Here is a 25,764-nt window from a genome sequence, read left to right on the forward strand (position 1 = left end):
CGTACATTCATATTTCATGTTGTTTCCACAGGACTTCATCCATGCTTCCACTCCTGAAACCTTCAAGATCCATAGTAACATAGCTAAAACCAATGTCTTTAAAATATTGAGTGATTTCCTCTTTCATGCTTATTAGCTTAAGCATGTCATCAGGACTTACTTCTATACGTGCAATACCTTTATGGTCACGTACCCGGAATCCCTGTAATCCATTGTTAAAAAGGAAAGATTCGGCAGAATCAACCCTCTTAATGCCTTCTTCTGTCAGGGCTTCACCGTAAGGAAACCTTGAAGCAAGACATGGAGACGACATTTTGTCTGCAACGGAAAGGCCAAGTTCGCCTGCTATCTGGCGTACCTCATTCTTGCTTATATCCAGTTCCATTAAAGGAGAATACACAATGTTTCCAGCCTCTTCGATTGCTTTTCTTCCAGGCCGATAGGAAGCAAGATCTGAAGAATTACTACCTTCGAGTATGAAATTCAGTCCATGATTTTTTCTGACTTTATTCATGGCTGCAAGAATCTCTTTTTTACAATAGTAGCACCTGTTTGGGCTGTTCTCTGCTATCTGAGGAAAAGACAATTCATCCACTTGCACAACCTTGTGCTCAATTCCTATATCTGAAGCAAGTTTTTTTGCTGCTTTAAGTTCTCTTTCCGGGAAAGAATGGAGATTCACAGTTACAGCAATTGCTTTGTCCCCAAGTACTTCATGTGCCAGAAAGGCAAGAATTCCACTGTCAACTCCACCGGAAAAAGCTACAAGTACACTTTCATGAGAAGCTATGTCCTTTTTGAGAGATTCTATTTTGGAATTTATCATTTGATTACTATATGTTGAATATATTATTAAGAATATCCTAATTGAAAATGATCTAAGAAACATACCAGGTGAAAAAATAAATAGTGAATGTCCTTCAAAAAGCATAAAACAAAGTTCTGCCATATACTTGCAATACTTTTAATAATGGTGATAATTGATGGCATTTTTCGGAACAAATGGTGTAAGGGGAATAGCAAACGAATACATAACTCCACAACTTGCAATTGATGTTGCAAGGAGTATTGGAACCTATATGGGTTCTAAAGGTGTTGTTGCAATAGGCAGGGATACAAGGGCTTCCGGAGAAATGTTAAAATCCGCTGCAATTGCAGGTGCACTTTCATCAGGACTTACAGTGATTGATGTGGGCATTTGCCCGACCCCTTCTGTCCAGTATTATGTAAAAGAATATGCAGATGCGGGAATTGTTGTAACAGCATCCCACAATCCCAGAGAGTACAACGGTATAAAGCTCATCGCAGCAGACGGTAGTGAAATGTCACGCGAAGGAGAACGTGATATCGAGAAAATATACTACTCCAAAGAGTTCAGCGCTGCATCATGGGAAAAGACAGGAGACCTGCGCCATGACAGTAATGCCAATGAATTCTACCTTGATGGTATTATCAATTCTGTTGACAACAAACTTATCCGCGGGAAAAAGTTCAAGGTCGTTGTTGATACCGGATGCGGAGCCGGTTCTGTAACATTGCCATTCCTTTTACAGAAACTTGGATGTGAGGTAATCACACTCAATGGCCAGGTGGACGGAACTTTCCCATGGAGAAACCCGGAACCAACACCAGACGTACTCACAGAGCTTGCTGACATTGTGAAGCTGTCCGGTGCAAACATGGGAGTTGCGCAGGATGGAGACGCAGACCGTGCAGTATTCTTTGACGAAAATGGTAACTTCATCGAAGAGGAAATCCAGCTTGCAATGATGGCAAAATATGTCCTTGCAAGGAAAAAGGGACCAATAGTCACACCGGTTAGTTCCTCATCACGTATGCTTGATGTTGCCAAAGAAGCAGGCGTTGAACTTGCATGGACAGCCGTCGGATCCATCAATGTGGCACGCAAGATGATGGAGATTGATGCAGTCTTTGGAGGAGAAGGTAATGGAGGACTTATCTTCCCGGAACACCAGTACTGCCGTGACGGTGCCATGGCATGTGCAAAATTCCTCGAGATTATCGCAAACGGACAGAAACTTTCCGAACTCGCTCAAAGTGTTCCTGAGTACTTTAACTCAAAGACGAAGATAAAGATCGAGGACTCAACTGCAACTATGGATAAAGTCAAAAAGGATGTTCTTGCAGGAGATAATGAGGTCGACACCACAGACGGAGTAAAAGTCTGGTACAACGATGGATGGGTGCTTATAAGACCATCAGGAACTGAGCCAATTATCAGAATATTTGCAGAATCAAAGACAAAGGAAAGAGCAGATGCTCTTATGAATGAGGGTGTTGAGATTGTCAACAAATCAAAGTAAAATTCACATTCAGAAAATAGGCTTTTATTTGTAAAACAAATCAAGCTTTTCCTCTTGATTCACCAAGGACGATTCCCGTAGCAATCAAATGAGCAACTCGAAGTGGCTCAGGGATATTGCTCCTTGTTGATGTTATTTTTATTATTTTTGCAGCCATTTCATAATCCAGTCCGCAACACTGAAAGAAAACAGGATTATCATCATCTTTTGTTACCACGCTACTGATCTTGCTAGCCTTTCTTATGATTTCCATCCTTGTTTCAGGTTCAGGCAGAAATAAAAGAGCTTTTTCTATACTTTCAAAATCAGGCAGGTCGCGCATCAGGACAATAACAGGAATATTGGTTCTTTCATAAAGAGAAACTATATCAACCGGATTGAATCCACCATAAGTGACACCATCCAGCATTATAGCGCGTATCTGAGGCAAATGTTTGCTGCAATTTACCATTGAAACTATACTGTCTGTTGCGTCCAGACCATCCCTTGTAACCTCTGAGCGAAGTACACCATCAAGCCATTTTCCACCACGAAAGAAGGCTCCGACTATTGTGATCTTATCGCTGATAAGTGCAGAATCATCTATACCAAGTATGCGGATCTCATCTTTAATGTGAAAATTGTGGTGTGTGCTATTCACAAAAAATAGTATGAAAAAAGGTAGTGAAGTAACTTACCAGCAGGAATGTTAAATGAACATTCCTTCCGGAAGAACTTCTTTTTCAGTTTCTTTCTTTGACATGACTTTCTGTACAGACTCAAGGAAATCATCCATAGTGATTGTTTTCTTGTCAAGTCTTACAGCAAGCATACCTGCTTCCATGGCAATAGCATTCAAGTCTGCACCGCTTGCTTTTTCGGTGAGTTTTGCCAGTTTCCTGTAGTCAAGATCATCTGCAACGGACATGAAACGTGTGTGTATCCGGAAGATATTCGCACGTGCTTCTTCATCCGGCATTGGTACATTGACTATCCTGTCAAATCTTCCAGGTCTTAGAATTGCAGGGTCAAGAACATCAAGCCTGTTAGTAGCTGCGATAATTCTCACATCACCCCTGTTATCAAAACCATCCATTTCCGCAAGCAACTGCATGAGCGTTCTCTGGACTTCACGGTCTGCACCGTTGGTGTCATTCAGACGTCTTGAAGCAATTGCATCAAGTTCATCAATGAAGATGATACTCGGGGATTTTTTCCTTGCCATTTCAAAGAGTTCTCTGACAAGTTTTGAACCGTCACCAATGTATTTTTGTATCAGTTCAGAACCTACCACCCTGATGTAAGTGGCTTCAGTCCTGTGTGCAACGGCCTTTGCCAGTAATGTCTTACCGGTTCCAGGCTCACCGTACAGCAAGACTCCTTTTGGCGGAGTGATACCTATACGCTGAAAAGCCTCCGGTTTTGTCAGTGGTAATTCTACAGATTCTATCAGTTCCTGTATCTGTGAATCAAGTCCACCTATATCTTCGTAGTCCACATCCTGTGACTCTATTACCTCCATTGCTGAAACTGCAGGGTCTTCACTTGTCGGGATTACTTCCACGATCGCAAGTGTCTGCTGGTTCAATGCAACTTTTGCACCTGGAACTAAAGATTCTTCACTCAGGTACTGGGATACATTGACCATAAACTGCGGTCCCGTGGAGCTTCTTACAAGCACCTTTTCCTCAGAAATGACATCCATTATTGTTGCCACTACAAGAGGAACTGTTTTCAGACGGTCAACTTCCGCCTGCAGTCTGCGCACCTCACGTTCGTATTTAAGCTTCTGGCTCTCAACAAAACGTTTTTCTGACTCGATTTGGTCGCATTGTTCCTTCAGGAGAGTATTCCTGGACTCTAACTGTCTCATTCGGTCTAACAGATATTTGGAAAAGTCTTCCTCGTTATCTGTACCGACATAGTCATAGTCGGCTTTGTTCACAGAGGTAAAATCATACCTGCCGTGCTCAAAGTCACTGTCGCTGGTCTCGCTCATGTGCCTCCGAATACTATTTAAGTGCAAAGGGTATATAGCCCTTTCGTAAAGAAGAGATTAGACACTTTATGAGTTGAAGATCTATGCAGTGTGAAATATGTGGCGCCGAGATCAGAGGCGGTTCTTTTAAAGTAAATATTGACGGTAGTGAACTTACAGTTTGTGGAAGATGCTCACAATATGGCACTTCAGCAGGCAAGCGCAACCCAGTGTCCAAAAAAGTTGCACCTGTAAGCCGTCGGCCAGCTCCTGCAACAAGAAGCAGCAGGCCACCAAGGAAAGCCCCTGGAATGATAGTTGACGAACTTGTAGACGAGTACGGTCAGGCAATAAAAGAAGCAAGAGAAAGAAAAAAGTGGTCACATGACCAGCTGGCTTCTAAAATTAAAGAAAAATCAACACTTATTAAAAAGATAGAGCGTGAAGAGATCGTACCTGAGGACGATGTTCGTCAGAAGATAGAGAAAGCACTCGATATCAAGCTCACCGAAAGAACCGGAGAGAATGATTGGAGTGGTGAAAGACTTAACCGTGGAACTACTCTTGGGGACATTGTGACCATCAAGAGAAAATAAAATATCAAAATTACCAGAGTGATAAAATGAGCCTTGAAGGTAAAAAACTGGGATTTATCGGAACAGGAAAAATGGGCAGTGCATTAATTAAAGGAATATGCAATGCTGGACTGTTTTCCCCATCCGGCGTATATGCAAGTGACTTATACGAACCATCTCTTGATGAACTTAAGCAGAGTGCAGGAGTAAATGTCTCCACAGACAATGCAGCTACAGTTATCAATTCAGATATAATCGTGCTTGCAGTAAAACCACAGATCCTTAAGAAAGTGATTGCAGGTATAAAAGAGGATATTGGCTCCGACAAGCTTGTAATATCCATTGCAGCTGGTGTCAAACTTGCAGACATTGAAAGGGAGTTCAATGAAGGAACAAGAGTAATCAGAGTTATGCCAAATATCGCAGCTACTGTTGCTGAAGCTGCTTCTGCCATCACCCAGGGAAGTAACGCTTCAAAAGAAGATGCAGAGGATGCTCTTGCAATATTCGGTTCAGTAGGAAGCGCTATTCAGGTTCCTGAAAATCTCATGGATGCAGTGACTGGCCTTTCCGGCAGTGGACCTGCATATATATTCCCTGTTATTGAAGCAATGGCAGATGGTGCTGTATATGAGGGACTTGACAGGAAGAGTGCACTTGTACTTGCAGCTCAGACGGTTCTGGGCGCTGCAAAAATGGCACTTGAAACTGAAACCCATCCTGGCGAACTTAAGGATATGGTTACATCTCCTGCAGGAACAACTATCAGGGGAATTAAAGTCCTGGAAGAATACGGTATCAGATCAGCTTTCATGCAGGCTGTAATTGAATCATCAAACCGTTCCAAGGAACTTGGAAAATAATAAATACCAGAAAATAATAATCTCTACTATTGTTCTAGAACTGTATTTCCTGGAATAGAAAGGTTTATTACTGTAAAAAGTTTTAATTATATCTAGGCTAGGAAATCCAGGCATATTAGGTGCGGGAGCCTAAAAAAACGCAAACAATGAGAGAAGCATATGAAAAAATTACACAAGGGGATTTTCTGGAATGGGGATTGGAGTTAAATCTTTTGCTGTAATCCGGGGTGACAATGCCGATAAAGTCAATGTGGCGTTACATGACCTTGAGCATTACGGGAGAATGAGGTTTGTATCAAAACCAAAGCGTATCGAGCCGGTTTATGCAGATACCCTGTTAGTAAGTGTTGCAGGCGTAGCACTAAAAGCAAAGTGCAATTCTGCTGCACTGGTAGAACTTGACAACAATGCAGGTGCTGCAATAAGCAAGTTAAGGAAGATACACCCTCCTGCCCATGTAGTTATAGTAAGTCCAAGGCACGAAGTCTATGATGAGCTAATGGACAAATCTGAACTATATCCAGAATTTGAGCGTAGTTTTGAACCCCAACACCACTAAGGATGTAACAAATTAAAGTTAATCGTTAGTATCTGTACCTGAGGTTATCTTTCTTAGTTTTTCAACATAACCGGGAAGGCTTTCAATATCTTTAATTTCTTTTTGTACCAGGGATACGATAAGTTCCCTTATTCTCATATCCGGATTGATTCCAAGAGCATGCAGATTCTGCACGAGTTTATCAGCAAGAATATTACCTCTGCGATCCCAGTCAGTTAGAATAACTATTTGTTTTCCGGTCTTTGCGAGATCCTCACTGAAATTAACAAGAGAATGATGGGTAGCCAACCTGAAAGTACCATTGAACCCAAGAGACTTTAATGCAATTACATCCCTTTTTCCTTCCACAACTAAAATCGAATCCTGATTTACAAAATCCTGTAATTCACCCAGTAATTTGTCCATTTGTTCCATCCTTTTTTCATATACTATCAAAGGAGCTTTCAAATATCTTTTAGAGCCGGGTTTTCTTGGTCGCATGACAATAATCCATATCTTTAAAGTAGGTTCCTGATAGGTGTTCAAACAGGATTGTCAATTGCCTTTCATTTGATTAAAGAATGACCTTTGAAATCATGTAAAATGTAAGATGTAAAACACGCAAAATAAAAAGATTCTAAAAAGAGATAACTATTACAAGTAAAGACCTGTCGCAATCGAAAGCAAACATTTTGGGATTGGGAGGGAATCGTTGCGACAGGATATGATAAATTTACTTGTAATAGCGAACGAACTGATCAAACTGTTCATAGTAGTATGCTCTTTCTACCAGGTTTTCGAAATATTCATCCATGTATTTCACCTCAGACACTAGATTGTTTTCTGCATATATTAAGAAAAGGCAAGCGAGGTGAAAGTATTCAAGCAAATAAAAACTACAACTTTCATATTAAGATTAAACAGCATCATCAAGCAGATTGTCATTTAAAATTGCAATTATATGAGAATATTCAGCATTCTGCAAAAGAAGAGATTTCTTAGAATTATGCATCCCGTTTACAAAAGAGATTTCAGAACTGCGAAGTCCAAACAGGTCTGCAAGAGCGGAGATAAGCTGTTCATTGGCCTTGCCTTTCTGAGCATTCTGGGACAAGCGCACTTCAATTCTTTTTCTCCATAGATTATAGCCGCTTGGTACGCAAAGAACCTTCGAACCAGGCGTAACTTCAATATCAATAATAACCCCGGAATCCACCTCTTTTAAAGCATCCTCAAAAGACATTGTACCAATTCTCCAGATTCCAGATAAATATCGGATAAACAAAACAAATGTATGTATGAAAAGAAGGATAATGCTGTCGTCTGACGCACTAACTCCGGGAGATCATCCTATTGGAATGTCCGCTGTCCTTCCCAGTTTCCCTCGTGACAGGCTTTATCGCACTATCCAGTATGTTACGTATTGAGGTTGTCTGTACAATCACCGATAGGCTCTGCCATGCTCTCATGCAAGGACCTAACAATACGCATGATTACCTACTACAGCTTAGACATATAAATATAGCGTTTAAAAACGCGTATTAACAAGCAAACTGAATGCATATACTTGATAAGTCCTTATAAAGGATTAAAGCCATTAATTAATGTTTATGTCATGGGAACAAACAATATCCGGAAAAATAATATACGGACCTGAAGCAGAGGTCATTGAAGGCTATATTGTCGTAGAGGATGGCATCATTAAAGAAGTGCATGAGAAAAAAAATGATTCACAAATAATAATTGCTCCCTGTTTTGTAAATGCACATACACATATAGGAGATTCTGTCTGTAAAGATCCTGTTCTTGGAAAAAACATTGGTCACTATGTAAAACGGGAACTTGACCAGCTTGTTAAACCACCTGATGGCCTTAAACACCGCATACTGAACAGTACATCCCGTGATGAAATGATTGAAGCTATGAAAAGCTCAATCTGCGATATGAATTACACAGGAACTTATGCTTTTGCGGACTTCAGAGAAGGCGGCTTAAATGGAATAAATGTTCTCAAAGAAGCTCTAAATTCTTCAGAAATAGAAGGAAGGATATTTGCCAGGCCAATTCAAATTGAAGATGCGGATAAACTCTGCACAGAGCTGGATGAAATACTGGAAAATGCTGACGGATTGGGAATGAGTGGCGCTAATGACATGAGTATGAGTATACTCGAAACTGCAAGAGAACAGGCGGCAAAATATGGAGCAACTTTTGCTATTCATTCCGGTGAAAGCAACCGAAGTGATATAGACAAGGCACTGTCACTTGATCCTGACATATTAATACACATGACACATGCGGAAAAATATGACCTGAAAAGGGTTGCAGATGGAGATAAGCCCATAGTGGTTTGCCCCCGATCTAATTTTATCACTGGGGTTGGAATGGCACCCATTGCAAAAATGCTGGATATGGGTATAAAAGTGGCAATCGGAACTGATAATGTAATGTTAAACTCAGCCAACATGTTTTCAGAGATGGAAATTTTATCTAAAATTTTTGGCATAGAGGACAGACAAGTATTTATGATGTGTACGCTTATGGGTGCAACGATATTAGGACTTGAGAATACAGGTTCTATTCTGGAAGGAAATAAAGCCAAAATCATGATCATTAATGGGAATTCAAGCAATCTCGCAGGTACAAGGGAAGTAATAAGCGGGATTGTGAGAAGGGCGCGACCCGATGATATACTATCCATTATAACTTAGATGGGATATATTCACGAAGGAGAGGGACAATGACAAGCACTCTGTATAAAAATATATTTATTGCGACCGATGGATCCAAACAAAACCAAAAAGCAGTTATGCACAGCGTTGAACTCGCTAAAATGAGTGGTGCAAAGTTATATGCAGGATACGTTGTTGATACTGCGGCTTTTGCATCTATCCCCATGGATGCCGGATGGGAAATGATGTATGAACTTCTGGAAAAGGAAGCAAACGGAGCTACTGAATCCGTTGAAGATCTGGCAAAGAAAGAAGGCGTAACTGTTGAGACAGTGGTTCTTGAAGGTAACCCAAGTCATGAAATCATCGAATTTGCTGATAACAACAACATCGACCTAATAATAATGGGAACTCTCGGAAAAACCGGATTTGACAGGTTCCTGCTTGGAAGTGTTGCTGAAAAGGTAACAAGAAACTCAAAGGTTCCTGTACTTGTTGTACGAGGGGAATCTGAAAAGGATGAGTAAGGAGTTTCACTATGCCAAAAAACATCAAAATCTCTGATATAATGAGAACAGAGGTTGCATTTGCAACCCTACCAGGATCAAGAGATGAAGTTCATACCTTACTCAAAGAGAAAAGAGTGTCAGGTGTGCCTGTATTAAAAGATGGTAAACTTGTAGGTGTTGTGAGCAGGGCAAACCTCCTGAAAAATCCGGAAGAAGAGCAGCTTGCTCTTTTAATGACACGCAACCCGTTAGTTATAGACCCGGATGAAAGCATCATAGAAGCTGCAAAGATACTGTTAAAAAACAACATCAGAAGACTTCCTGTCGTGAAAGATGAAAAACTGGTAGGTATCATATCCGTTGCAGATATCGTTGCGTCTATTGCAGAACTTAACATAACAGAACATGTTGGACAATACATGAACACAACTGTAGTCCCAATATGGACTGACACACCACTTAATGTTGCTGCAAGAGTAATGGAACTTGCAAAAGCAAAGGCATCTCCGGTAATTGACAGTAACCTTGAAGTTGTAGGCATAATTACAGATCGTGATGTTATAAGTGCTAGTGTTATTGAGGATTCAGTCGAGATGTCTGACATGTCCAATGGTTCAGATGACGATGAATGGACATGGGAATCCATGAGAGACACAATGAGCATCTACTACAGCGTTTCAAGGGTAAAAGTACCTGACATACCTGTAAAAGATGTAATGGTCAGTGACCTTGTAAAAGCTGCATATATTTCAGGAGTTAGCGAATGTGCATTGAAGATGAAGAGGAACAAGATAGATCAGATTCCTGTTGTCAATGCAAACCAGAGATTCCTGGGACTTCTGCGTGACCGTAACCTCATGAAGGCCATCGTAGATAACTAAATATTCAGGGTAGCAATACCCAGACAATCTTTTTTTTAATAGTGATTCCAATGGAACGCCCATTTACATTTATAAATTCAGCAATGTCTGCCGATGGTAAGATATCAACAAAAGAGAGAAAACAGGTAAGGATCTCCGGCCAGATAGATTTCAACCGTATGGACCAGCTGCGCGCAGGATCTGATGCAGTGATGGTAGGGATCGGCACAGTACTTGCCGATGATCCAAGCCTGACAGTGAAATCATCTGAACTCAAAATGGAGAGAATTGCATCTGGCAAGGAAGAGAATCCTGCAAGAATTATTGTTGATAGTAAAGCAAGGACACCCATTGATGCTGACATCTTTAAAAAAGGTGAAGGTAAACTTATTATAATCGTTTCTGAATCTGCACCTTCAGATAAAGTAGCTCTTCTAAAAGAAAAAGCAATAATTGTTGTTGCTGGCAAGAAAAGCGTGGATCTTAAACAGGCAATGTCTGAACTAAAATCCCAAGGAATTGATCGCCTGATGATTGAAGGCGGGGCAACACTTAACTGGGGAATGATATCAAACGGGCTTGTTGACGAGATTTATACTTTTGTTGGAAACCTGATAATTGGTGGAAAGACTGCCCCGACTTTTACAGACGGAGAGGGTTTTACTGAAAAAGACATACAGAAACTTGAACTCATTGATGCTGAAAAAATGGAAGAGGGAATTCTTCTTAAGTGGAAAGTTCCTGCAAATCCAGGTCAGTGATATTTTCTTTTTTTTGTCAATTGGTTTTGTTCTTCTTTGCCAAAAGCATACACAAAGTATAAATCATTATACTTTAAATATAAGCCAAACTAAAAGCTAACAAACCTAAGCCAGAGAAATGTGATACCATGAATAAACTAATTCTGCCGGTAATAGTCTTGATTTCAGTGCTTTTCATAGTCGCGGGAATGACAGGCGACAATAAGGAAGCGATGGAAAATAGTGCGATAATAGAGGTTACAAGTGCTCAGGAACTCAATGAACTGGTTGAACAAGGACCTGTTCTAATTGAAATTGGAGCTGACTGGTGTCCTGCATGCAGCGCACAAAAACCAATAATGGCAGAGATTTCGCTGGAATACGAAGGAAAAGCATCTGTAGTATATCTCAACTCCGATAAGGCAAGCGGACTTGCTGCCAGTTTTAACATATACTCAATCCCTGACTCGTTTGTCATCGTTGAAAACAATGAGGATGGTTACGTTTACATGGGAACAGATGGTCAGGTTACTACAGACAGGAATTACGCAAGATACATAGGCCTGACAACTAAGAACAAGTTCACAGAATTGCTTAATAATGCAATTGAATACAGGAAGTAAGTTGATTAAATGGTCGATGCAGGCACGTTAACACCACTGGCGTCTTTTTTTGCAGGTATTGTGAGCGTGCTCTCTCCCTGTGTATTACCCTTGCTTCCAATCGTACTTGCATACTCAACAGGAAACAGCAAACTTCGCCCTCTAGCGATAATTGCCGGACTTACGTTTTCATTCACAATAATGGGAATTGCAGCATCGGCTTTTGGTGAGCATATTTTGCCATACCTTGGTGAAATCAAGATAATTGCTGAGCTCATTATTATTTTAATGGGTATTTCTATGCTCATGCAAAAAGATGTTTTTTCATTTTTATCCCAATATACCGGTAAAATCCATGCCGAAGGAAAGGGACTTGCCGGTGGACTTGTCATCGGCGCATCCCTTGGAATAGTGTGGATCCCATGCGTAGGCCCCATACTGGCATCAATACTCACCCTTGTAGCACTTGAAGGAAACGTCCTCTATGGTGCAGGACTTCTGATCATATATTCAATGGGTTTTGCAATCCCTATGCTGTTAATTGCATATTCTGCAAAACTATCCGGTGACAAGCTCAGTAAAATATCAGAATATGATATTGAACTAAAAAAAGGAGCAGGTGTTGTGCTGATATTAGTAGGGCTGTGGATGGTTTATTCAAATCACTTAAGGGCTTTGCTGTAAGATAGATCCATGCAAACCAGACAAATTTAATAACGGTTAAATAAAAATTGCCGCATATTTTTTAGTAATGCCAATTGAATTCTGTTGGCAAGTTTGTTTGGTGGTATAATGAATTTCAAAATAATTTTATTGGCTGGATTAGTTTTCGCTATCATTAGCGGAATGACGGGCACATCGTGTGCAGCCATTTCCGACACGGTTGGAGACTTTGACTCACAAGACATAAGCTCACTTGATGTTTCAAGTGACGGAAATAACCTCTACATCACAATAACATGCACGGACAGTGTTACAGACTATAGTTTTTACGGTGCTGTTTTTGTTGATACAGATCAGAATGTGCTGACTGGCTATGCGGACAATGGTGCAGACTACGTTTACCAGTTCGGTTATATGAGCATTATTTATTCAGAACCTATGGTGACAACTACACTGAACGACAACACACTGTATAGTGACTCTATTTATGTGCAGGGCAATCAAATATTTATAACACTGCCTCTCTCAGCATTGGGCAATGATGATGGGAACATGAATGTTGTTGTTGTTCTCCATGATCAGATGGTAAAAGCCCTTGACTTTGACCGTGCCCCTGATCAGGGAGTATTCAATACTGCAACGAGGAGTATTGAGACCTCTGGGTTGAATCTGGCTGGAGGAATTGTTACTGATAAAATAGGAGACAGCAATTCAGCAGACATACGGGAGATGAGCGCAAGCGTAACAAATGGCGTCCTGAACATAGAGGTGACCTACAACCAGAATATCGAGCCCAGTGGATATTCATACGGTGAAGATGTCACAGGCTGGATATCTATTGACACCGACCAAAAACTTGCAACCGGTTTTACCAATACCGAACAGGCGCCTCCAACGTTTGGTGTGGATTACCGTATCGAATACGCAGTTGGAACCCTTACAGGAACGGATGCCAGTATCAAGATGTTAGATACCGATTCAGATATGACAAGCCTGGGTTACTCAGATACAAAGAGCAAATCTATCGGAGTGCCATATAACGATGCTAGCTTCAAAGTTTCAGGAAATAAAGTTTCCCTTGAAATACCCCTCACAATGCTTGGAAACGATGACGGGAATATGTACATCACGACAGATTCATTCAGTCTGCAGGGTTCGATGAATGGAGAGATAGAGAGTGTACCAGATTACGGACAGGGTGCTCTTAACACTGCAGACGGCTCAATAAAACCTCTTCTGGCATACGGTACAGACAAAAAAACACTTACCGATGCTGCAGCAGATTCTGCCGGTTTTGGATATGATGGAGATGATATTGTAACCGCAGACATTGGTTTTACAGACAACATCATGCTGATAACTATTGCTTATTCCAGTCTCGAACTGGATGACGGAGCGATCACCACCGTTTACTTTGACACAAATCAGGACAATAGCCCGGACTACATGCTCAGTTTAGGCCTGTACAATGGGGTTCTTTCGGGAACTATATTTGGAATGTACAATGGAAAGTACAGCGTAAGGGAAGCAACTCACCTGATTACCATGCAGGGAAATAAGATGTACGTCAGCGTTCCTGCAGAGTTTTTGCCTGACGATGGAAATATGGATATTTTCTTCGAAACAGCCATGGTTCCATATGACACTAAAATACCGGAATCAAAGCGAGCAGAAACAGGAACAGTATATATTAACCCGGATAGTGATGGCAGATCACTGTATGACAGAGCACCTGATACAGGAGTTTTCACAATCGGAGCAAATGGCAATTTCCAGACTGCCAACACTGACAATAATAACGTTCAGCAGGATGGACAGGAGAAAGAAGGACCGGGATTTTCAAGTTTGATGGGTGTTGCTGCAGTGGTGGCGAGTTTGTATATTTTGAGGAGGAGAAATTAAGAATAGAGAATATGTTGCATTTTTGTGATAACTAGGCATATACGTAAAAATTGAACAATTCACCATATATACGTTTTTTACATTCAGTTATACACCAGCTACATAAATAAAGAACAAGAGGGGATTATTTCTTTCAATTAGCAATCTGTATATATCGAAAAGAACATTGCTATATTGTTGATATTTTTGGTGGGTTCAATGAGTATGTGCCAATTTGAAAAAGGTAATTGGAAGTGTCCTTTGGATGCAGAAGAAGGACATGATTTTTGCTATTGGCATCGGGAGATTGAAGGAAAAGAACCAAGCAATGAACAATTGAATGAATTAAAAAATACAGAAATTTATTTTGTTTTTTTGCAGAAAGCAAAGTTATTGCAAGCAGACTTAGAAAAAGCAAATTTAAGCTTTGCAAATTTGACTCAAGCACATTTACAGAGGGCGAATCTACAAGAAGCAAGATTATATAAGGCAAAATTGCAGGAAGCAAATTTAGAGAGGGCAAACTTACAGGAAGCAAACTTAAAGTGGACAAACCTTCAAAAAGCAAACTTAACGCAGGCAACCCTACAAAAAACAGATTTATTGGGAGCAGATTTACAAAAAGCAAGCTTATTTAAAGCAAAGCTACAAAAAGCAGTCTTGTCAAAAACAAAAATGCAGGAAGCAAATTTAGAAAGAGCAAAAATGCAGGATACAAATTTGGAAAATGCAAACCTATGGAAAGCAAATTTAAAAAATGCAAATATGAGGAAAGCAAAGTTATATCTAGCAAAATTGCAGAATACGCATTTAAGCGGGACAAAATTGCAGGGAGCAGATTTGTCAGAAACGCTTTCCGATAGTAATACTTATTTAATAGATGCTAATCTGAAAGATGCTAACCTTTATAAATCGTTTCTTGATTCAACTAAAACTTTAAGGTACTCCATTATATTTGAAGACGAAAGCCTAAATGAAAAAGAAATAAATGAACAGAGAGCAGATGAAGAAGCATATCGTGAAAAAAAACATGCGCTTTATCAAGCTTCTTTAGAAGTATATAACAAATTATATCATTTCTATTCTGATGAGGGGATGGATTTCAGAGCAAAACACGCTCATTACCGTAGGTCTGAGGTTAAACGCAAGTTATTGTTAGTGAAGCATGAAAAATTGTATACAAGAGATGCCCTACCAGACACATTCAGATCTGCATTTGATAGATTTTTTCTTAAGATGCTCACCGGATATGGTCAAAATCTAATGAGACCTATACTTATCTCTGTATTCTCGATTTTTGCCTTTGGATTTATCTTTTGGCTTCTTAATGGAGTTGCAGTTGACCCTGAAGCAAGAGGAATCCAACTTTTAGATTACTTTTACCTTAGTTTGACTACCTTTACAGGTCTTGGATTCTCCAACGTCCAACCGGATATTACAGTACCATTAATGCAACCTTTAATCATGCTGGAATCTGTTTTTGGCGTAACAATGGTCGCTTTGATAATCTTTGTAATCACATACCAAATATCATCGAGATAAAAAAACAGATGTCAAGTCCAATTTTAAAAACAGAAATAAAGAACACGTTAAAAACACGTGTTCAAGCAAAATTACTCTTCGTTTGCTATTGTAACAAGTTCATTGATACAGGCAACTGCCATTGGTGTTCCGCCACGTGTGCCTACACAAGTGATGGAAGGAACCGGTGCACCCCTGACAACTTCTTTTGATTCTGCTGCGTTGACAAAACCTACAGGTGTGCCTACGATGATAGCTGGCTTGATACCGTGTTCTATCATCCTGCATACTGCAAATGCAGCAGATGGTGCATTGCCTATTGCGACAATTGAACCTTCAAGAATATCCTTGCATTTCAGGAAACCTGCTGCGGTTCTTGTAATGCCGTATTTTTTAGCAAGTTCTGCATCCTCATCCTTGTCAAGTACACAGATGACCTCACAGTTGTGGCCTCTCTTTGTGATACCTGATTTGACCATGTTGATATCAACAAGAATTGGAGCTCCTTTTCTGATTGCCTCAACACCTGCGTTTATAGGATCATTGACAAAGCGCATAAGGTCTGCAACAGCAGGGTCGCCGGTTGAGGTGACACAACGCTGTTTCACGCGGTCCTCAGGAGTTTCATCACCCACAAGTTTGCGTGCAATGTTGCGGCTTGTCATGTAGATTGCCTTGGCCTCATCAGTCTGTGAACCAAGGTCATTGCAGATAGCAACGAGATCAGGGTCGATCTCAGTTGTCATCTCTACAAGCTCTTCAATGCTTGTGTCAGTCTTTTTGGAATCAGTAGTCATATTTCCGATGATACCCCCTTGGAGTGATTATCCTCTTGCCGTGAGGTGAATCCCATATGCGGGAATCGTTTGTTGTGATAAGGATTGTTGTACTCATGTCAACCCAGTCATTGTAATCCATTACCTCGCCAAGGGTTGTAACAACATAATCCTGATCTGTTTCCCTCAGAGCATTCTTTACGAGAGCTACAGGAACTGAATCTTCCTTGTGCTTTCTGATAATGTCAATTGCTCTTGAGAAATTGGATTTGCGCTGGCGGCTCTTTGGATTATAGAGCGACATCACAAAATCTGCCGATGATGCTGCATCGAGTCTTTTCTCGATTACTTCCCATGGTGTCAGAAGGTCACTGAGACTTACGGTACACATATCATTGACAATAGGTGCTCCAACAACACTTGCAGCTGCTGTGATTGCAGTTACTCCAGGCAGAACCTCCACCTCTACATCAAGACCTGCATGTTCTGCAACTTCAAGAACAAGACCTGCCATGCCGTAAACATTAGCATCTCCACCGCTTATCATGGATACAACGTTATCCTGTGCAAGCTCCACTGCCTTGCGTGAGCGGTCAACTTCCTTACCCATGGCACTGCGGACTATCTCCTGTTTGTCCAGCAGGCTTGCCATCTGGTCAAGATAGGTACCGTTTCCGACAATGTAGTCTGATGTCATAATTACATCCCTTGCCTTCACTGTCAGCTGCTCCACTGAACCCGGACCTATTCCGATGATGTAGAGTTTACCTTTACTCTGCGATTGCGATTGTGACCCTTCCATATACCTTCTTCCTTAGTATCAATTGTTTTTTTTCCGACAGCGCCAGTGCAGCAGGTTCTGCCACACCCCTAAGCCCGAAGCGTTTTGCCTGCGAAGCCGACGGCGCATCATAGTTATTCAATTCGTCGTGATCTATGAATGTTATTGTGAGCCCGAAAAAATTAGCTGCTTCATGCAGTCCAGTCTCGTTCTCTTTAAGTTTTGCTGATGCCAGTCCTTCCACATCATCAATGCTCCTGCCTACCTCCATAAGCGCATTGTTTATCGCATCGATGGCTTCCTGACTGTCAATACCCCTTCGGGCCCCCATACCTATGATCATTTGTCCTCAGCCTTTTCTTCTCTTTTCAAGACAGAAACATCGTCACCGACTATGACGATCTTCGGACCTTTAATTTCGAGGACTTCAACATCCTCATCAAGCAGAGCGCAGTTCACCTGAACAGTGGATGGCTTGTTGACAATATCACATCCAAGAGACTTGGCAATTCCTTCCACAGAATTCCTGTTGTGAACTTCAGTAGCAGTAGTTACAACTGGAACAGGTCCTATCTCAGCGATCTTCCTGACGACCTCATTGCCGCCATGATGACCTCCAAGCAGTGGAATTGCAAAATTCATGTTGGAATCTACAACTACAACTGCTGGATCCCTCCATTTATCCACAATAAGCGGTGCAATCTCACGGACTACAATGCCGGTGGCAAAAACTGCCACGATAGCATCATATTCTTCGAATGCCTTCCTGAAAATGGTTTTATCGAACATCAGGATATCTGCATCCAGATGTTCTGCCAGTCGCTCTGCAACCTCAAGATTTCTCTCAAAGGTTATGACAGCGGTTCTTGTGCCACTCCGTATAAGTAAGACCTCCCAAAGTTACCATATTCTACAGGCTCTACAACTCCACCGATAAGAATCATTGCGGAGCGCTTGATACCTGCTTCCTTAACCTTACTGGCAATGTCTGCAACAGTGCCCTTAATGATCTTCTGGTCAGGCCATGATGCATGGAAGACAACTGCAACGGGAGTGTCATCAGGATATTCCACCTTCTCCATGATCTGCTCGATCTTCTGGGTTCCCAGGAAGACTGCCATGGTTGCACCGTGTCTTGAAAGCTCTGTAATCTGGTCTTTTTCAAGTGTCTTGCCTGCAGGACGTGTGATTATAAGGGTTTCTGAAACCTCGTTAAGTGTAAGCTGGGTTTGAAGTGCTGCTGCCGTTGCAAACACTGAAGACACACCAGGGATGATTTCAACCGTTACATCAAATTTCTTCAGTTCTTCTATCTGCTCGACGATAGAACCATAGAGTGATGGGTCACCGCTGTGTAATCTTACAACCTTCTTACCTGCTTCAAGATTATCAACTATAAGTTTGTTAGTCTCATCAAGGGTAAGTCCGTAACTGTCGATCTTTTCCCCTTTGCAATAATTGACAACTTCAGGATTTACAAGGGAACCTGCATAGATTACAAGGTCAGCCCCTTCAAGAAGCTCTTTGCCCATTACGGTTATGTATTTTGCATTTCCCGGGCCGGACCCTACAAAATATACTTTCTTATCTACCATTAGATTCACCTTGTGATTATTCCTTCTGGGCGTAGATTATGCTGAAATAGTTGCCCTTTTCAGGAATCTTTTCTCTTTCTGTGATAATTACTTCCCTGTCGCTGAAAAGGCGCTCACAGAAAGTAAACTTGTTAAATCCTTCCTTTTCATATGATTCGATTATCTCAAGTGGTCTGCTTGCCTTGAGTCTTATCCTGTACTTGCTGTCTGAACCATCGCTTACCTCAAAAGAGGAGTCAACTTCAGCACCAGTTTGTGCAGCGAATGATGTAATTGAGCTGATACCCGGAATTGTTGCGGTCTCAACATCAGGATAGAATTTTTTCATCACACGTTTTAAGTGTGTGAAGGTTGAGAAGAAATTAGGGTCGCCAATTAGACCAAAGACAATAAGATTGTCCTTTGATTCCTCAGCAAGCATATCAGCATTCTTTTTCCAGACCTCATTGAGTACCTCATAATCAGTCAGCATTGGGAAATCAAGAATCTCTGATTCTGCATAAGGTGCTACCAGGTCAGCTGCCATACGTCCAGGCACATATACCTTATATGCCTTTTTCAGGCTTTCTACAGCTTTCAATGTCAGAAGCTCCGGATCTCCCGGACCAAGTCCTACTCCTACAAGCATTTTTTATCACCATTAAATAAAGATAAATTTAAAGATAAATTACAAGTCAAATTCAGTTTTTACCGGACTTGCCGACGATAATGTATATCGGATTCTCCGGCTTGAACATGGTTTCGCCAGTAATCGGTGCACTGCGAGACACTATTATATGCAGTGCTTCTTCGAATAAGTCAAGTTCTTTCATCTTGTTTATTACGTTTACGACAGTTTCGATTCTGACCGCATTCAATACAATACTTTTTGCCTTTTTCTCGGCAAGCACTTCAAGCACACGGGAAATATTTTTCGTGCCACCAATGAATGCACAATCTATTGAACCAATTTCCTGTTTTTCAAGGATTTCAGATGATTCGACGGAAAACACTTGTGCATTGTTAATCTTAAATGCTTCGAAATTTTTCTTCGTCACACTAATGGCTTCTTCCCTTGCATCAATAGCGCATATACTGATGTCACGTACCATTTTTGAAGCTTCTATTGACACGGCTCCTGTTCCACAACCAATATCAAAAAATCTGCAACCGTCGGTTAAATCAAGTTTAGATAACGAAACTGCGATAATTTCTGGTTTTGTAGGGCCGCCACTTACATGCAAAAGTTCAGTCATGTTCCACCTAACTAAGATAAACTGGAGTTAAGTAGATATAAGTTGCCCTTCATAAAACTGTTGCATTATTGCGAAATAGTATGAAAATCCAAAAATATTATTAGGGCGGTTGCAATGGAAAACAAGAAAAATGCAAAAAAATTACTGGTATTGGGTACTGCATCAGATGTGGGCAAGAGCATAATGGTTACTGGCCTGTGCAGAATACTCTCCAGAAAATACAAGGTTGCACCATTTAAGGCCCAGAACATGAGCCTGAATTCATGGATAACAAAAGATGGGAAGGAAATTGGAATTGCCCAGGCTATCCAGGCTAAAGCCGCCGGAGTTGACCCCACGGCAGACATGAACCCGGTGCTTCTCAAACCAAAAGGAGACAGGACCTCACAGGTGATCGTACTCGGTGAACCATATGCAGACAAATCTGCCGGAAATTACTATGATTCAATAGAAGAAATGCATGGAGTACTCAGAGGTGCCCTTGAAAGACTGGAGTCTGAATATGATCTCATAGTTATGGAAGGAGCAGGCGGTGCCGCGGAAATAAACCTTTATGACCGTGATATCGTCAACATCGGCACAGCACGTATTACACAGGCACCCATAATCCTGGTCGGAGATATCGAATCAGGCGGCGTCTTTGCAAGTCTTTACGGTACAAAGGAACTCTTACCGGAAGATGTAAGTAAAAATCTCAAAGGATTTGTGATCAACAAATTCAGAGGAGACCCTGCAATTCTCGAGCCCGGGCTTAAACAACTGGAAGACCTTACAGACGTACCGGTACTTGGTGTTCTGCCTTATTCAAAACTCAAGATTCCCTCTGAAGACTCAATGGCAATCAGGAAAAAGAAAAAAGGCCGTGAAGAAATTGAGGAAATCAATGATATTGACATTGCAGTAATCCGCCTGCCAAGGATATCGAATTTCACAGATTTCGAGCCACTTGAAAGAATTGCAAATGTCAGGTACGTAGACCTTGATGATGAACTGGGTAACCCTGATTGTGTTATAATACCAGGTACAAAGAACACAGTAAGCGATCTCCTTGACCTGCAGTCAAGCGGCATGGATGCCCGGATAAAGAAACTCAAAGACAAGGCAGTGATCTTTGGTATTTGCGGCGGCTACCAGATGCTTGGAAAAGTCATCCATGATTCCGGCATTGAGAATGGAGTTGAGGCAGATTATGAAGGCCTGGGTCTTCTTGAAACCGAAACTGCATTCGGCGAATACAAAAAGAAAACAGTCCAGGTCAAAAAGAAGATTGTTGCAGAAGGACCTATATTCAACCATATTAAAGGCGAGGAAATATGGGGATACGAGATCCACATGGGCGCAACAAAGACACCAAGGACGGTATTCGGTGATGACGGCAGTATTGATGAAAGCGGAACCGTAGTGGGAACATACCTGCACGGACTTTTCGAAAATGCAAACATACGTCATGCACTCATGATCTATCTTACTGAAAAGAAAGGTGTGGATTATCAACCTGAAACCGTCACTACAGAAGATGAAGCTTATGAGGAACTTGCCCGGGTAGTTGAAAGCTGCCTTGACATGGACAAGATATACGAACTTATCGAAGGCCAGTAATGGTCTTCAACTAATCTTTTTTATCATTCTGGTTTTATTTGGTTTTACCTGAGTGCTTTTTTGAAAATAGCGATAGCTCTGCTGCAAAAAATGTAACCATTAGACGTCATCGGTATTTCAAAATAATATCAACCTAACAATACATAATATATTGTGCAACAAAAAAGAGTTGACCAAAAATAGTATATACTAAATTAATCATGTTAGGCTTACCTACTAAAAGTAAACAAACATAAGGTCATAACATGAATGAAAAAACACTGGATTTCATAGAGCCTGAAACCTCCGTAAAGGTTCTGAAAGTAACAGGCCAGAAGTCTTCAAGAAAAAGGATTCTGGACATGGGACTCACTCCCGGTACAAGAGTAGACGTTATCAGAAGGGCACCATTAGGCGATCCTGTTGAATTCAAACTTAAAGGTTACAATCTTTCACTCCGAAAAAAGGAAGCTGAAACTGTTCTTGTAGAGGTTGTCAAGTAGCCGCATGAAAAAGAGACAATGGTGGTAGAATGACAGAAAAAATTACTGTTGCACTTGCCGGGAACCCGAATGTTGGAAAGACTTCAATATTCAACGCAATAACGGGTTCAAAACAGCACGTGGGCAACTGGCCCGGCGTTACGGTGGAACGCAAGATCGGAAAAAAAGTGCACAACGATGTGATGATGGAGATTGTTGACCTCCCTGGAACATACAGTCTTACAGCATACTCGCTTGACGAGATTATTGCCCGTGATTTTATTATTGAAGAGAAGCCGGACGTTGTGGTGCAGGTCATTGACGCAACAAACCTTGAGAGGAACATGTACCTCACGACCCAGTTGATGGAACTTGGAGTCCGGCTTGTGATTGCGCTCAATATGACAGACCTTGCACTTGCAAAAGGTGACAATATTGATGAAAAGAAGATGCAGGAATTTTTAGAAGTTCCGGTTATATCCACGATAGGAAGCAAGGGAAATGGAATTGAAGGACTTCTTGATGCAGTCACAGACGAATTACACAAAACAAGGGTTACAGAGAATGTATTCAACTACGACGATCAGATTGAAGAAAATGTTGAGAAACTAGGAGTTATTCTTGACAGTGACCCGTATTTTGCACATTATCCTTCACGATGGTTCAGTTTAAAGTTGCTTGAGGGCGACGAGAATATAATCAAAAAAGCAAGGGAGAGTGATAGTTACCCGGAAATACAAAAAATACTGAATCAAACCGATGCTGAAACTCTTGAAGCAAAGGTAGCAGACCAGAGATACAAGACTATACAGACAATGCTGAAACAGGTATGTAACATCAATACATGCCGTCTCACCGGATCTGACATGGTGGACAGAGTAGTAACAAACAAAGTACTGGGAATACCGATTTTCCTGTCGCTCATGTGGGCAGCTTTTGAAGTTACTTTCACATTTGGAACCCCATTCATGAATATAATCGATATATTCTTCGGATGGATGGCAGAAACAGCAACAAACGTAATTCCTGTCCCGTGGATGGCATCCCTTATCGGAGAAGGAATGATCGCAGGTGTAGGTTCAGTGATCATTTTCCTTCCAAACATCCTCCTGCTCTTCTTCATGATTTCTCTTATGGAAGACAGCGGTTACATGTCCAGAGCCGCATTCATAATGGATAAAGTCATGAGCAAGTTCGGGCTTCACGGCAAATCTTTCATACCCCTTGTAATGGGATTCGGATGTAACGTGCCTGCCATTATGGCTACCCGTACCATCGAAGACACCAGAGACAGGCTCATCACCATCCTGATAGCTCCTTTTGTGTCCTGTGGAGCAAGGCTTCCGGTTTATGTTCTCCTGGCCGGGGCTTTCTTCGGACATGACGCAGGAGTAGTCATATTCGGTCTGTATGCTCTTGGAATCCTGGTTGCCATATTAAGTGCAAAACTCATGCGCAGTACCATTCTGCAGGGCGAAGATACACCTTTCATCATGGAACTCCCGTCATATAAGTTACCAACTCTCAAAGGAAGTCTTATCCACATGTGGGAGCGAGGAAAGATATACCTCAAGAAAGCCGGTACAATCATTCTGATCGGTGTGGTCGGTGTATGGTTACTGGCATCAATTCCTGCTCCCGGAAGCAGTGGAACATTCGCGTCCGAAGAGGTGTATGGCACAACAGAATCCGTAATCGGAATGATAGGGCAGATACTCGAACCTCTTGTCGCACCACTTGGATTTGACTGGAAGATCGCGGTGGCACTGGTCTTCGGTATTGTGGCAAAAGAAATTGTAGTCGGGTCCATGGGTGTACTTTACGGAGTCGGTGAAGACGAAGAGAGTCTCTCAAACATACTCGCAGCCGGAGCAATGACACCTCTTGCAGCACTTGGACTCATGGTGTTCACTCTCCTTTACGTACCATGTTTCGCCTGCATAGGTGTGATTAAAAGAGAAACAGGTTCCTGGAAATGGACATTGTTCCAGCTGGTTTACGGAACCACACTGGCATGGGTATTTGCATTTGTGATATATCAGGTCGGCACACGTATGGGGCTGCTGGCCTGATACTATGACCTGAAACATTAGGGAGATAATAGATATGAAAAGAAGTTACGGCAATAAAGAAATGGCATTTGCAGCACTCGCGGGAGTGCTGTATGCTTTCTTTGGACTCCTGCACATTGTAGAGGGTCTTGGAATCGATACGGGAATGGCAGGATTATTGTTTATTCCGGGAGACATCCTTGGTGGACTCTGTCTTGTAGTAATTGGTGCAGTATTCCTCAACGGACTGCGGGAGATGCTTCAGGGTATTAATGCAGGAGTCTCTTTTGTTTACGTGGGAATCCTGATGTCACTGATATTTGCGGCAGTTTACCTGCTTATCATGGGTGGCAACCTGCTGGATTCATTCATAGTTCCAGATGATTACGAAGGCTGGAGCATAATGGAAGCATTCAGACCTGGAATTTACCTGGGAATACTTTCGCTTTTTGGAATATTCCACTGGAAGGACAGTTTCTCACTTAATGAAGTACTTGTATTCAGGGAGGGAGCTTAATGGTAGTAGGATACAGATATTTTCTTAGAAGAATGGCAAAGATGATGGATTCAAGAGAGAACCTTACCACACGAACCATTGCTGACAGGCTTAACCTGCGGCAGGATGAGTTCAAGGACTTGCTTGCTATCATGGAAAAAAAAGGCGACATCGAATGCTGTATTGAAAATGCGGCAGTACATGAGTGTTCAGGCGGCTGCAAAGGCTGTTCAAGGGTCTGCGCAGGCCCTGAACTTTCTTCCAGAAGCATGAATATGAAATCATACAAATTGACCGATAAAGGCAGAGCTTTGTGCGGAGAGCAGACATTAAACTGATGTTTATGTTTACTCTTCGTTTTGTTTATTAATTTCTGACGTATTTTCATTTGTAAACCGAAATCACCCTTTTATATTGTTCTGTAAAAAGAATAAGGTATTCAGTTATCTGAATAACATCACTTTTTGTTTTTAAGCAGGAACTTAATCAGATCAGTGCTCATATGCAGTTCTCGTTCCATCTTTGCTGCAATTTCATCATCAGAAAAACCATCTTTCCTGAACTGATCGAAACGTTCATATACAGTTTCTGAAACTTCAGAGTACTCATTGATGTCCTTTCTATGACCCCATACATCACCTTCTATGAGTGCAACGCCTTTCATATCCAAAAACATCTGAGTGGATTTGGAAATTGTTTTTATATAGGAAGTTGGTATGTGGAGTGCTTTCACATCAGGACAGTTTGTTATGAGTGTTAAGATGTCTGTATTTGATGGCCTGAAGGCAAGATGAATCATTTCCTCATTTGGACCAATGTTATTGATTTCTTCTTTTGAACTTACAACTCTTATTTTCATTATTTGTCTCCGATATTTGAATAAAATGAGATTTGCTGTTCAAAAGTATACAAATTACTTAAAAATTACTGTATATACAAGATATGATTGAAATTACTATATTTTTTGAATTATGACATTTCTGGATGTAGACTAAACTACTTATGAAAATAGAAAAAAGCAAATTTTGAAATTAGGATTATAGGTATAAAGTCAAGCAAAAATAC

Annotated in this window: 31 protein-coding genes; 18 read left to right on the forward strand and 13 right to left on the reverse strand. The window is 41.2% G+C overall.

The features are described from left to right. Positions 1 to 7: 7 nt before the first annotated feature. Positions 8 to 826: an ATP-dependent sacrificial sulfur transferase LarE gene (gene larE, locus METTI_RS05480; RefSeq protein WP_048135185.1), complete on the reverse strand. Its 819-nt coding sequence runs from the start codon at positions 824 to 826 to the stop codon at positions 8 to 10. A gap of 157 nt (positions 827 to 983) precedes the next feature. On the opposite strand from larE, the gene glmM reads away from it, so the two are divergent. Further along, positions 984 to 2,324: a phosphoglucosamine mutase gene (glmM, locus tag METTI_RS05485; RefSeq protein WP_023844832.1), complete on the forward strand. Its 1,341-nt coding sequence runs from the start codon at positions 984 to 986 to the stop codon at positions 2,322 to 2,324. 40 nt (positions 2,325 to 2,364) lie between these two features. Here the strand turns inward: glmM and METTI_RS05490 are convergent, their stop codons facing one another. Both METTI_RS05490 and METTI_RS05495 read right to left on the reverse strand, forming a co-directional pair. Continuing rightward, entirely contained in the window at positions 2,365 to 2,964 is a 600-nt protein-coding gene (locus tag METTI_RS05490) for an endonuclease dU (RefSeq protein ID WP_023844833.1), read from the reverse strand. A 48-nt stretch (positions 2,965 to 3,012) separates the two neighbouring features. Then, complete coding sequence (locus METTI_RS05495; RefSeq protein WP_023844834.1) at positions 3,013 to 4,302, reverse strand: proteasome-activating nucleotidase; 1,290 nt, start codon at positions 4,300 to 4,302, stop codon at positions 3,013 to 3,015. Between the two features lie 83 nt (positions 4,303 to 4,385). Between METTI_RS05495 and METTI_RS05500 the strand changes: the two genes are divergently transcribed. The 3 genes from METTI_RS05500 to METTI_RS05510 all read left to right on the forward strand — a co-directional run bounded on the left by METTI_RS05500 (position 4,386) and on the right by METTI_RS05510 (position 6,278). Next, positions 4,386 to 4,877: a multiprotein bridging factor aMBF1 gene (locus tag METTI_RS05500; protein WP_023844835.1), complete on the forward strand. Its 492-nt coding sequence runs from the start codon at positions 4,386 to 4,388 to the stop codon at positions 4,875 to 4,877. Positions 4,878 to 4,903: 26 nt separating this feature from the next. After that, complete coding sequence (proC, locus tag METTI_RS05505) at positions 4,904 to 5,719, forward strand: pyrroline-5-carboxylate reductase (RefSeq protein WP_023844836.1); 816 nt, start codon at positions 4,904 to 4,906, stop codon at positions 5,717 to 5,719. A 190-nt stretch (positions 5,720 to 5,909) separates the two neighbouring features. Further along, entirely contained in the window at positions 5,910 to 6,278 is a 369-nt protein-coding gene (locus tag METTI_RS05510; protein WP_023844837.1) for a DUF356 domain-containing protein, read from the forward strand. 18 nt (positions 6,279 to 6,296) lie between these two features. On the opposite strand, the gene METTI_RS05515 is transcribed toward METTI_RS05510, so the two are convergent. Both METTI_RS05515 and METTI_RS05520 read right to left on the reverse strand, forming a co-directional pair. Beyond that, positions 6,297 to 6,758, reverse strand: coding sequence for a toprim domain-containing protein (locus METTI_RS05515; protein ID WP_048135188.1), 462 nt, complete (start codon positions 6,756 to 6,758; stop codon positions 6,297 to 6,299). A gap of 415 nt (positions 6,759 to 7,173) precedes the next feature. After that, positions 7,174 to 7,500, reverse strand: a complete 327-nt coding sequence (locus METTI_RS05520) for a DUF167 domain-containing protein (RefSeq protein ID WP_023844839.1) — start codon at positions 7,498 to 7,500, stop codon at positions 7,174 to 7,176. Positions 7,501 to 7,555: 55 nt separating this feature from the next. On the opposite strand from METTI_RS05520, the gene METTI_RS16175 reads away from it, so the two are divergent. The 9 genes from METTI_RS16175 (at position 7,556) to METTI_RS15055 (ending at position 15,726) form a co-directional block, all read left to right on the forward strand. After that, positions 7,556 to 7,684, forward strand: a complete 129-nt coding sequence (locus METTI_RS16175) for a hypothetical protein (protein ID WP_281170036.1) — start codon at positions 7,556 to 7,558, stop codon at positions 7,682 to 7,684. A 183-nt stretch (positions 7,685 to 7,867) separates the two neighbouring features. Then, positions 7,868 to 8,968 (forward strand): amidohydrolase family protein, encoded by a 1,101-nt coding sequence (locus METTI_RS05525; protein ID WP_048135190.1) that lies wholly within the window; start codon positions 7,868 to 7,870, stop codon positions 8,966 to 8,968. Positions 8,969 to 8,997: 29 nt separating this feature from the next. Continuing rightward, positions 8,998 to 9,456: a universal stress protein gene (locus METTI_RS05530; protein ID WP_023844841.1), complete on the forward strand. Its 459-nt coding sequence runs from the start codon at positions 8,998 to 9,000 to the stop codon at positions 9,454 to 9,456. Between the two features lie 11 nt (positions 9,457 to 9,467). Continuing rightward, entirely contained in the window at positions 9,468 to 10,319 is an 852-nt protein-coding gene (locus METTI_RS05535; RefSeq protein ID WP_023844842.1) for a CBS domain-containing protein, read from the forward strand. A gap of 50 nt (positions 10,320 to 10,369) precedes the next feature. Beyond that, positions 10,370 to 11,059, forward strand: a complete 690-nt coding sequence (locus tag METTI_RS05540; protein WP_023844843.1) for a 2,5-diamino-6-(ribosylamino)-4(3H)-pyrimidinone 5'-phosphate reductase — start codon at positions 10,370 to 10,372, stop codon at positions 11,057 to 11,059. Positions 11,060 to 11,187: 128 nt separating this feature from the next. After that, complete coding sequence (locus tag METTI_RS05545; RefSeq protein WP_023844844.1) at positions 11,188 to 11,661, forward strand: thioredoxin family protein; 474 nt, start codon at positions 11,188 to 11,190, stop codon at positions 11,659 to 11,661. Positions 11,662 to 11,670: 9 nt separating this feature from the next. Next, a complete protein-coding gene (locus METTI_RS05550) occupies positions 11,671 to 12,324 on the forward strand; it encodes a cytochrome c biogenesis CcdA family protein (protein ID WP_023844845.1) in 654 nt (217 codons plus the stop codon). Between the two features lie 108 nt (positions 12,325 to 12,432). Continuing rightward, the gene (locus METTI_RS05555) at positions 12,433 to 14,205 is read left to right on the forward strand and encodes a hypothetical protein (RefSeq protein WP_023844846.1); all 1,773 of its coding nucleotides are present in this window, start codon (positions 12,433 to 12,435) and stop codon (positions 14,203 to 14,205) included. 198 nt (positions 14,206 to 14,403) lie between these two features. Further along, on the forward strand, positions 14,404 to 15,726 hold the full coding sequence (locus tag METTI_RS15055) for a pentapeptide repeat-containing protein (RefSeq protein WP_023844847.1): 1,323 nt from the start codon (positions 14,404 to 14,406) through the stop codon (positions 15,724 to 15,726). Positions 15,727 to 15,797: 71 nt separating this feature from the next. Here the strand turns inward: METTI_RS15055 and METTI_RS05565 are convergent, their stop codons facing one another. From METTI_RS05565 to cbiT, 7 genes are all read right to left on the reverse strand, one after another. Further along, entirely contained in the window at positions 15,798 to 16,502 is a 705-nt protein-coding gene (locus METTI_RS05565; RefSeq protein ID WP_023844848.1) for a precorrin-8X methylmutase, read from the reverse strand. Next, positions 16,492 to 17,283, reverse strand: a complete 792-nt coding sequence (cobJ, locus tag METTI_RS05570; protein ID WP_023844849.1) for a precorrin-3B C(17)-methyltransferase — start codon at positions 17,281 to 17,283, stop codon at positions 16,492 to 16,494. Before cobJ ends, METTI_RS05565 begins: the two co-directional genes overlap by 11 nt. Next, a complete protein-coding gene (locus METTI_RS05575; protein ID WP_245596085.1) occupies positions 17,252 to 17,593 on the reverse strand; it encodes a cobalamin biosynthesis protein in 342 nt (113 codons plus the stop codon). Before METTI_RS05575 ends, cobJ begins: the two co-directional genes overlap by 32 nt. Positions 17,594 to 17,601: 8 nt before the next feature. Next, positions 17,602 to 18,051, reverse strand: coding sequence for a cobalamin biosynthesis protein CbiG (locus tag METTI_RS05580; RefSeq protein WP_048135192.1), 450 nt, complete (start codon positions 18,049 to 18,051; stop codon positions 17,602 to 17,604). A 62-nt stretch (positions 18,052 to 18,113) separates the two neighbouring features. Then, positions 18,114 to 18,857 (reverse strand): precorrin-4 C(11)-methyltransferase, encoded by a 744-nt coding sequence (gene cobM, locus METTI_RS05585; protein WP_023844850.1) that lies wholly within the window; start codon positions 18,855 to 18,857, stop codon positions 18,114 to 18,116. Positions 18,858 to 18,873: 16 nt separating this feature from the next. Then, complete coding sequence (locus METTI_RS05590) at positions 18,874 to 19,485, reverse strand: cobalt-factor II C(20)-methyltransferase (protein WP_023844851.1); 612 nt, start codon at positions 19,483 to 19,485, stop codon at positions 18,874 to 18,876. A gap of 52 nt (positions 19,486 to 19,537) precedes the next feature. Beyond that, the gene (gene cbiT, locus METTI_RS05595) at positions 19,538 to 20,092 is read right to left on the reverse strand and encodes a precorrin-6Y C5,15-methyltransferase (decarboxylating) subunit CbiT (protein WP_023844852.1); all 555 of its coding nucleotides are present in this window, start codon (positions 20,090 to 20,092) and stop codon (positions 19,538 to 19,540) included. A gap of 114 nt (positions 20,093 to 20,206) precedes the next feature. Between cbiT and METTI_RS05600 the strand changes: the two genes are divergently transcribed. From METTI_RS05600 to METTI_RS05620, 5 genes are all read left to right on the forward strand, one after another. After that, positions 20,207 to 21,691 carry a cobyric acid synthase gene (locus METTI_RS05600; RefSeq protein WP_023844853.1) on the forward strand — a complete coding sequence of 495 codons (1,485 nt, stop codon included), beginning with the start codon at positions 20,207 to 20,209 and terminating at the stop codon, positions 21,689 to 21,691. Between the two features lie 245 nt (positions 21,692 to 21,936). After that, complete coding sequence (locus tag METTI_RS05605; protein ID WP_023844854.1) at positions 21,937 to 22,173, forward strand: FeoA family protein; 237 nt, start codon at positions 21,937 to 21,939, stop codon at positions 22,171 to 22,173. A 29-nt stretch (positions 22,174 to 22,202) separates the two neighbouring features. Further along, a complete protein-coding gene (gene feoB / locus METTI_RS05610) occupies positions 22,203 to 24,224 on the forward strand; it encodes a ferrous iron transport protein B (RefSeq protein WP_023844855.1) in 2,022 nt (673 codons plus the stop codon). A 34-nt stretch (positions 24,225 to 24,258) separates the two neighbouring features. Then, positions 24,259 to 24,720 (forward strand): hypothetical protein, encoded by a 462-nt coding sequence (locus METTI_RS05615; protein WP_023844856.1) that lies wholly within the window; start codon positions 24,259 to 24,261, stop codon positions 24,718 to 24,720. Next, complete coding sequence (locus METTI_RS05620; protein ID WP_023844857.1) at positions 24,720 to 25,037, forward strand: FeoC-like transcriptional regulator; 318 nt, start codon at positions 24,720 to 24,722, stop codon at positions 25,035 to 25,037. Before METTI_RS05615 ends, METTI_RS05620 begins: the two co-directional genes overlap by 1 nt. Positions 25,038 to 25,156: 119 nt before the next feature. On the opposite strand, the gene METTI_RS05625 is transcribed toward METTI_RS05620, so the two are convergent. Next, a complete protein-coding gene (locus METTI_RS05625) occupies positions 25,157 to 25,558 on the reverse strand; it encodes a DUF1699 family protein (RefSeq protein ID WP_023844858.1) in 402 nt (133 codons plus the stop codon). Between the last annotated feature and the right edge of the window lie 206 nt (positions 25,559 to 25,764).

The sequence above is a fragment of the Methanolobus tindarius DSM 2278 genome (assembly GCF_000504205.1).
Lineage (GTDB): Archaea > Halobacteriota > Methanosarcinia > Methanosarcinales > Methanosarcinaceae > Methanolobus > Methanolobus tindarius.

Excerpts from the sequence above, each read along its gene's own strand:
- larE (WP_048135185.1), bottom strand. The coding sequence starts at position 826 with ATGATAAATTCCAAAATAGAATCTCTCAAAAAGGACATAGCTTCTCAT.
- glmM (WP_023844832.1), top strand. The coding sequence starts at position 984 with ATGGCATTTTTCGGAACAAATGGTGTAAGGGGAATAGCAAACGAATAC.
- METTI_RS05495 (WP_023844834.1), bottom strand. The coding sequence starts at position 4,302 with ATGAGCGAGACCAGCGACAGTGACTTTGAGCACGGCAGGTATGATTTT.
- METTI_RS05500 (WP_023844835.1), top strand. The coding sequence starts at position 4,386 with ATGCAGTGTGAAATATGTGGCGCCGAGATCAGAGGCGGTTCTTTTAAA.
- proC (WP_023844836.1), top strand. The coding sequence starts at position 4,904 with ATGAGCCTTGAAGGTAAAAAACTGGGATTTATCGGAACAGGAAAAATG.
- METTI_RS05510 (WP_023844837.1), top strand. The coding sequence starts at position 5,910 with ATGGGGATTGGAGTTAAATCTTTTGCTGTAATCCGGGGTGACAATGCC.
- METTI_RS05515 (WP_048135188.1), bottom strand. The coding sequence starts at position 6,758 with ATGCGACCAAGAAAACCCGGCTCTAAAAGATATTTGAAAGCTCCTTTG.
- METTI_RS05520 (WP_023844839.1), bottom strand. The coding sequence starts at position 7,500 with ATGTCTTTTGAGGATGCTTTAAAAGAGGTGGATTCCGGGGTTATTATT.
- METTI_RS16175 (WP_281170036.1), top strand. The coding sequence starts at position 7,556 with ATGAAAAGAAGGATAATGCTGTCGTCTGACGCACTAACTCCGGGAGAT.
- METTI_RS05525 (WP_048135190.1), top strand. The coding sequence starts at position 7,868 with ATGTCATGGGAACAAACAATATCCGGAAAAATAATATACGGACCTGAA.
- METTI_RS05530 (WP_023844841.1), top strand. The coding sequence starts at position 8,998 with ATGACAAGCACTCTGTATAAAAATATATTTATTGCGACCGATGGATCC.
- METTI_RS05535 (WP_023844842.1), top strand. The coding sequence starts at position 9,468 with ATGCCAAAAAACATCAAAATCTCTGATATAATGAGAACAGAGGTTGCA.
- METTI_RS05540 (WP_023844843.1), top strand. The coding sequence starts at position 10,370 with ATGGAACGCCCATTTACATTTATAAATTCAGCAATGTCTGCCGATGGT.
- METTI_RS05545 (WP_023844844.1), top strand. The coding sequence starts at position 11,188 with ATGAATAAACTAATTCTGCCGGTAATAGTCTTGATTTCAGTGCTTTTC.
- METTI_RS05550 (WP_023844845.1), top strand. The coding sequence starts at position 11,671 with ATGGTCGATGCAGGCACGTTAACACCACTGGCGTCTTTTTTTGCAGGT.
- METTI_RS05555 (WP_023844846.1), top strand. The coding sequence starts at position 12,433 with ATGAATTTCAAAATAATTTTATTGGCTGGATTAGTTTTCGCTATCATT.
- METTI_RS15055 (WP_023844847.1), top strand. The coding sequence starts at position 14,404 with ATGAGTATGTGCCAATTTGAAAAAGGTAATTGGAAGTGTCCTTTGGAT.
- METTI_RS05565 (WP_023844848.1), bottom strand. The coding sequence starts at position 16,502 with ATGACTACTGATTCCAAAAAGACTGACACAAGCATTGAAGAGCTTGTA.
- cobJ (WP_023844849.1), bottom strand. The coding sequence starts at position 17,283 with ATGGAAGGGTCACAATCGCAATCGCAGAGTAAAGGTAAACTCTACATC.
- METTI_RS05575 (WP_245596085.1), bottom strand. The coding sequence starts at position 17,593 with ATGGGGGCCCGAAGGGGTATTGACAGTCAGGAAGCCATCGATGCGATA.
- METTI_RS05580 (WP_048135192.1), bottom strand. The coding sequence starts at position 18,051 with ATGTTCGATAAAACCATTTTCAGGAAGGCATTCGAAGAATATGATGCT.
- cobM (WP_023844850.1), bottom strand. The coding sequence starts at position 18,857 with ATGGTAGATAAGAAAGTATATTTTGTAGGGTCCGGCCCGGGAAATGCA.
- METTI_RS05590 (WP_023844851.1), bottom strand. The coding sequence starts at position 19,485 with ATGCTTGTAGGAGTAGGACTTGGTCCGGGAGATCCGGAGCTTCTGACA.
- cbiT (WP_023844852.1), bottom strand. The coding sequence starts at position 20,092 with ATGACTGAACTTTTGCATGTAAGTGGCGGCCCTACAAAACCAGAAATT.
- METTI_RS05600 (WP_023844853.1), top strand. The coding sequence starts at position 20,207 with ATGGAAAACAAGAAAAATGCAAAAAAATTACTGGTATTGGGTACTGCA.
- METTI_RS05605 (WP_023844854.1), top strand. The coding sequence starts at position 21,937 with ATGAATGAAAAAACACTGGATTTCATAGAGCCTGAAACCTCCGTAAAG.
- feoB (WP_023844855.1), top strand. The coding sequence starts at position 22,203 with ATGACAGAAAAAATTACTGTTGCACTTGCCGGGAACCCGAATGTTGGA.
- METTI_RS05615 (WP_023844856.1), top strand. The coding sequence starts at position 24,259 with ATGAAAAGAAGTTACGGCAATAAAGAAATGGCATTTGCAGCACTCGCG.
- METTI_RS05620 (WP_023844857.1), top strand. The coding sequence starts at position 24,720 with ATGGTAGTAGGATACAGATATTTTCTTAGAAGAATGGCAAAGATGATG.
- METTI_RS05625 (WP_023844858.1), bottom strand. The coding sequence starts at position 25,558 with ATGAAAATAAGAGTTGTAAGTTCAAAAGAAGAAATCAATAACATTGGT.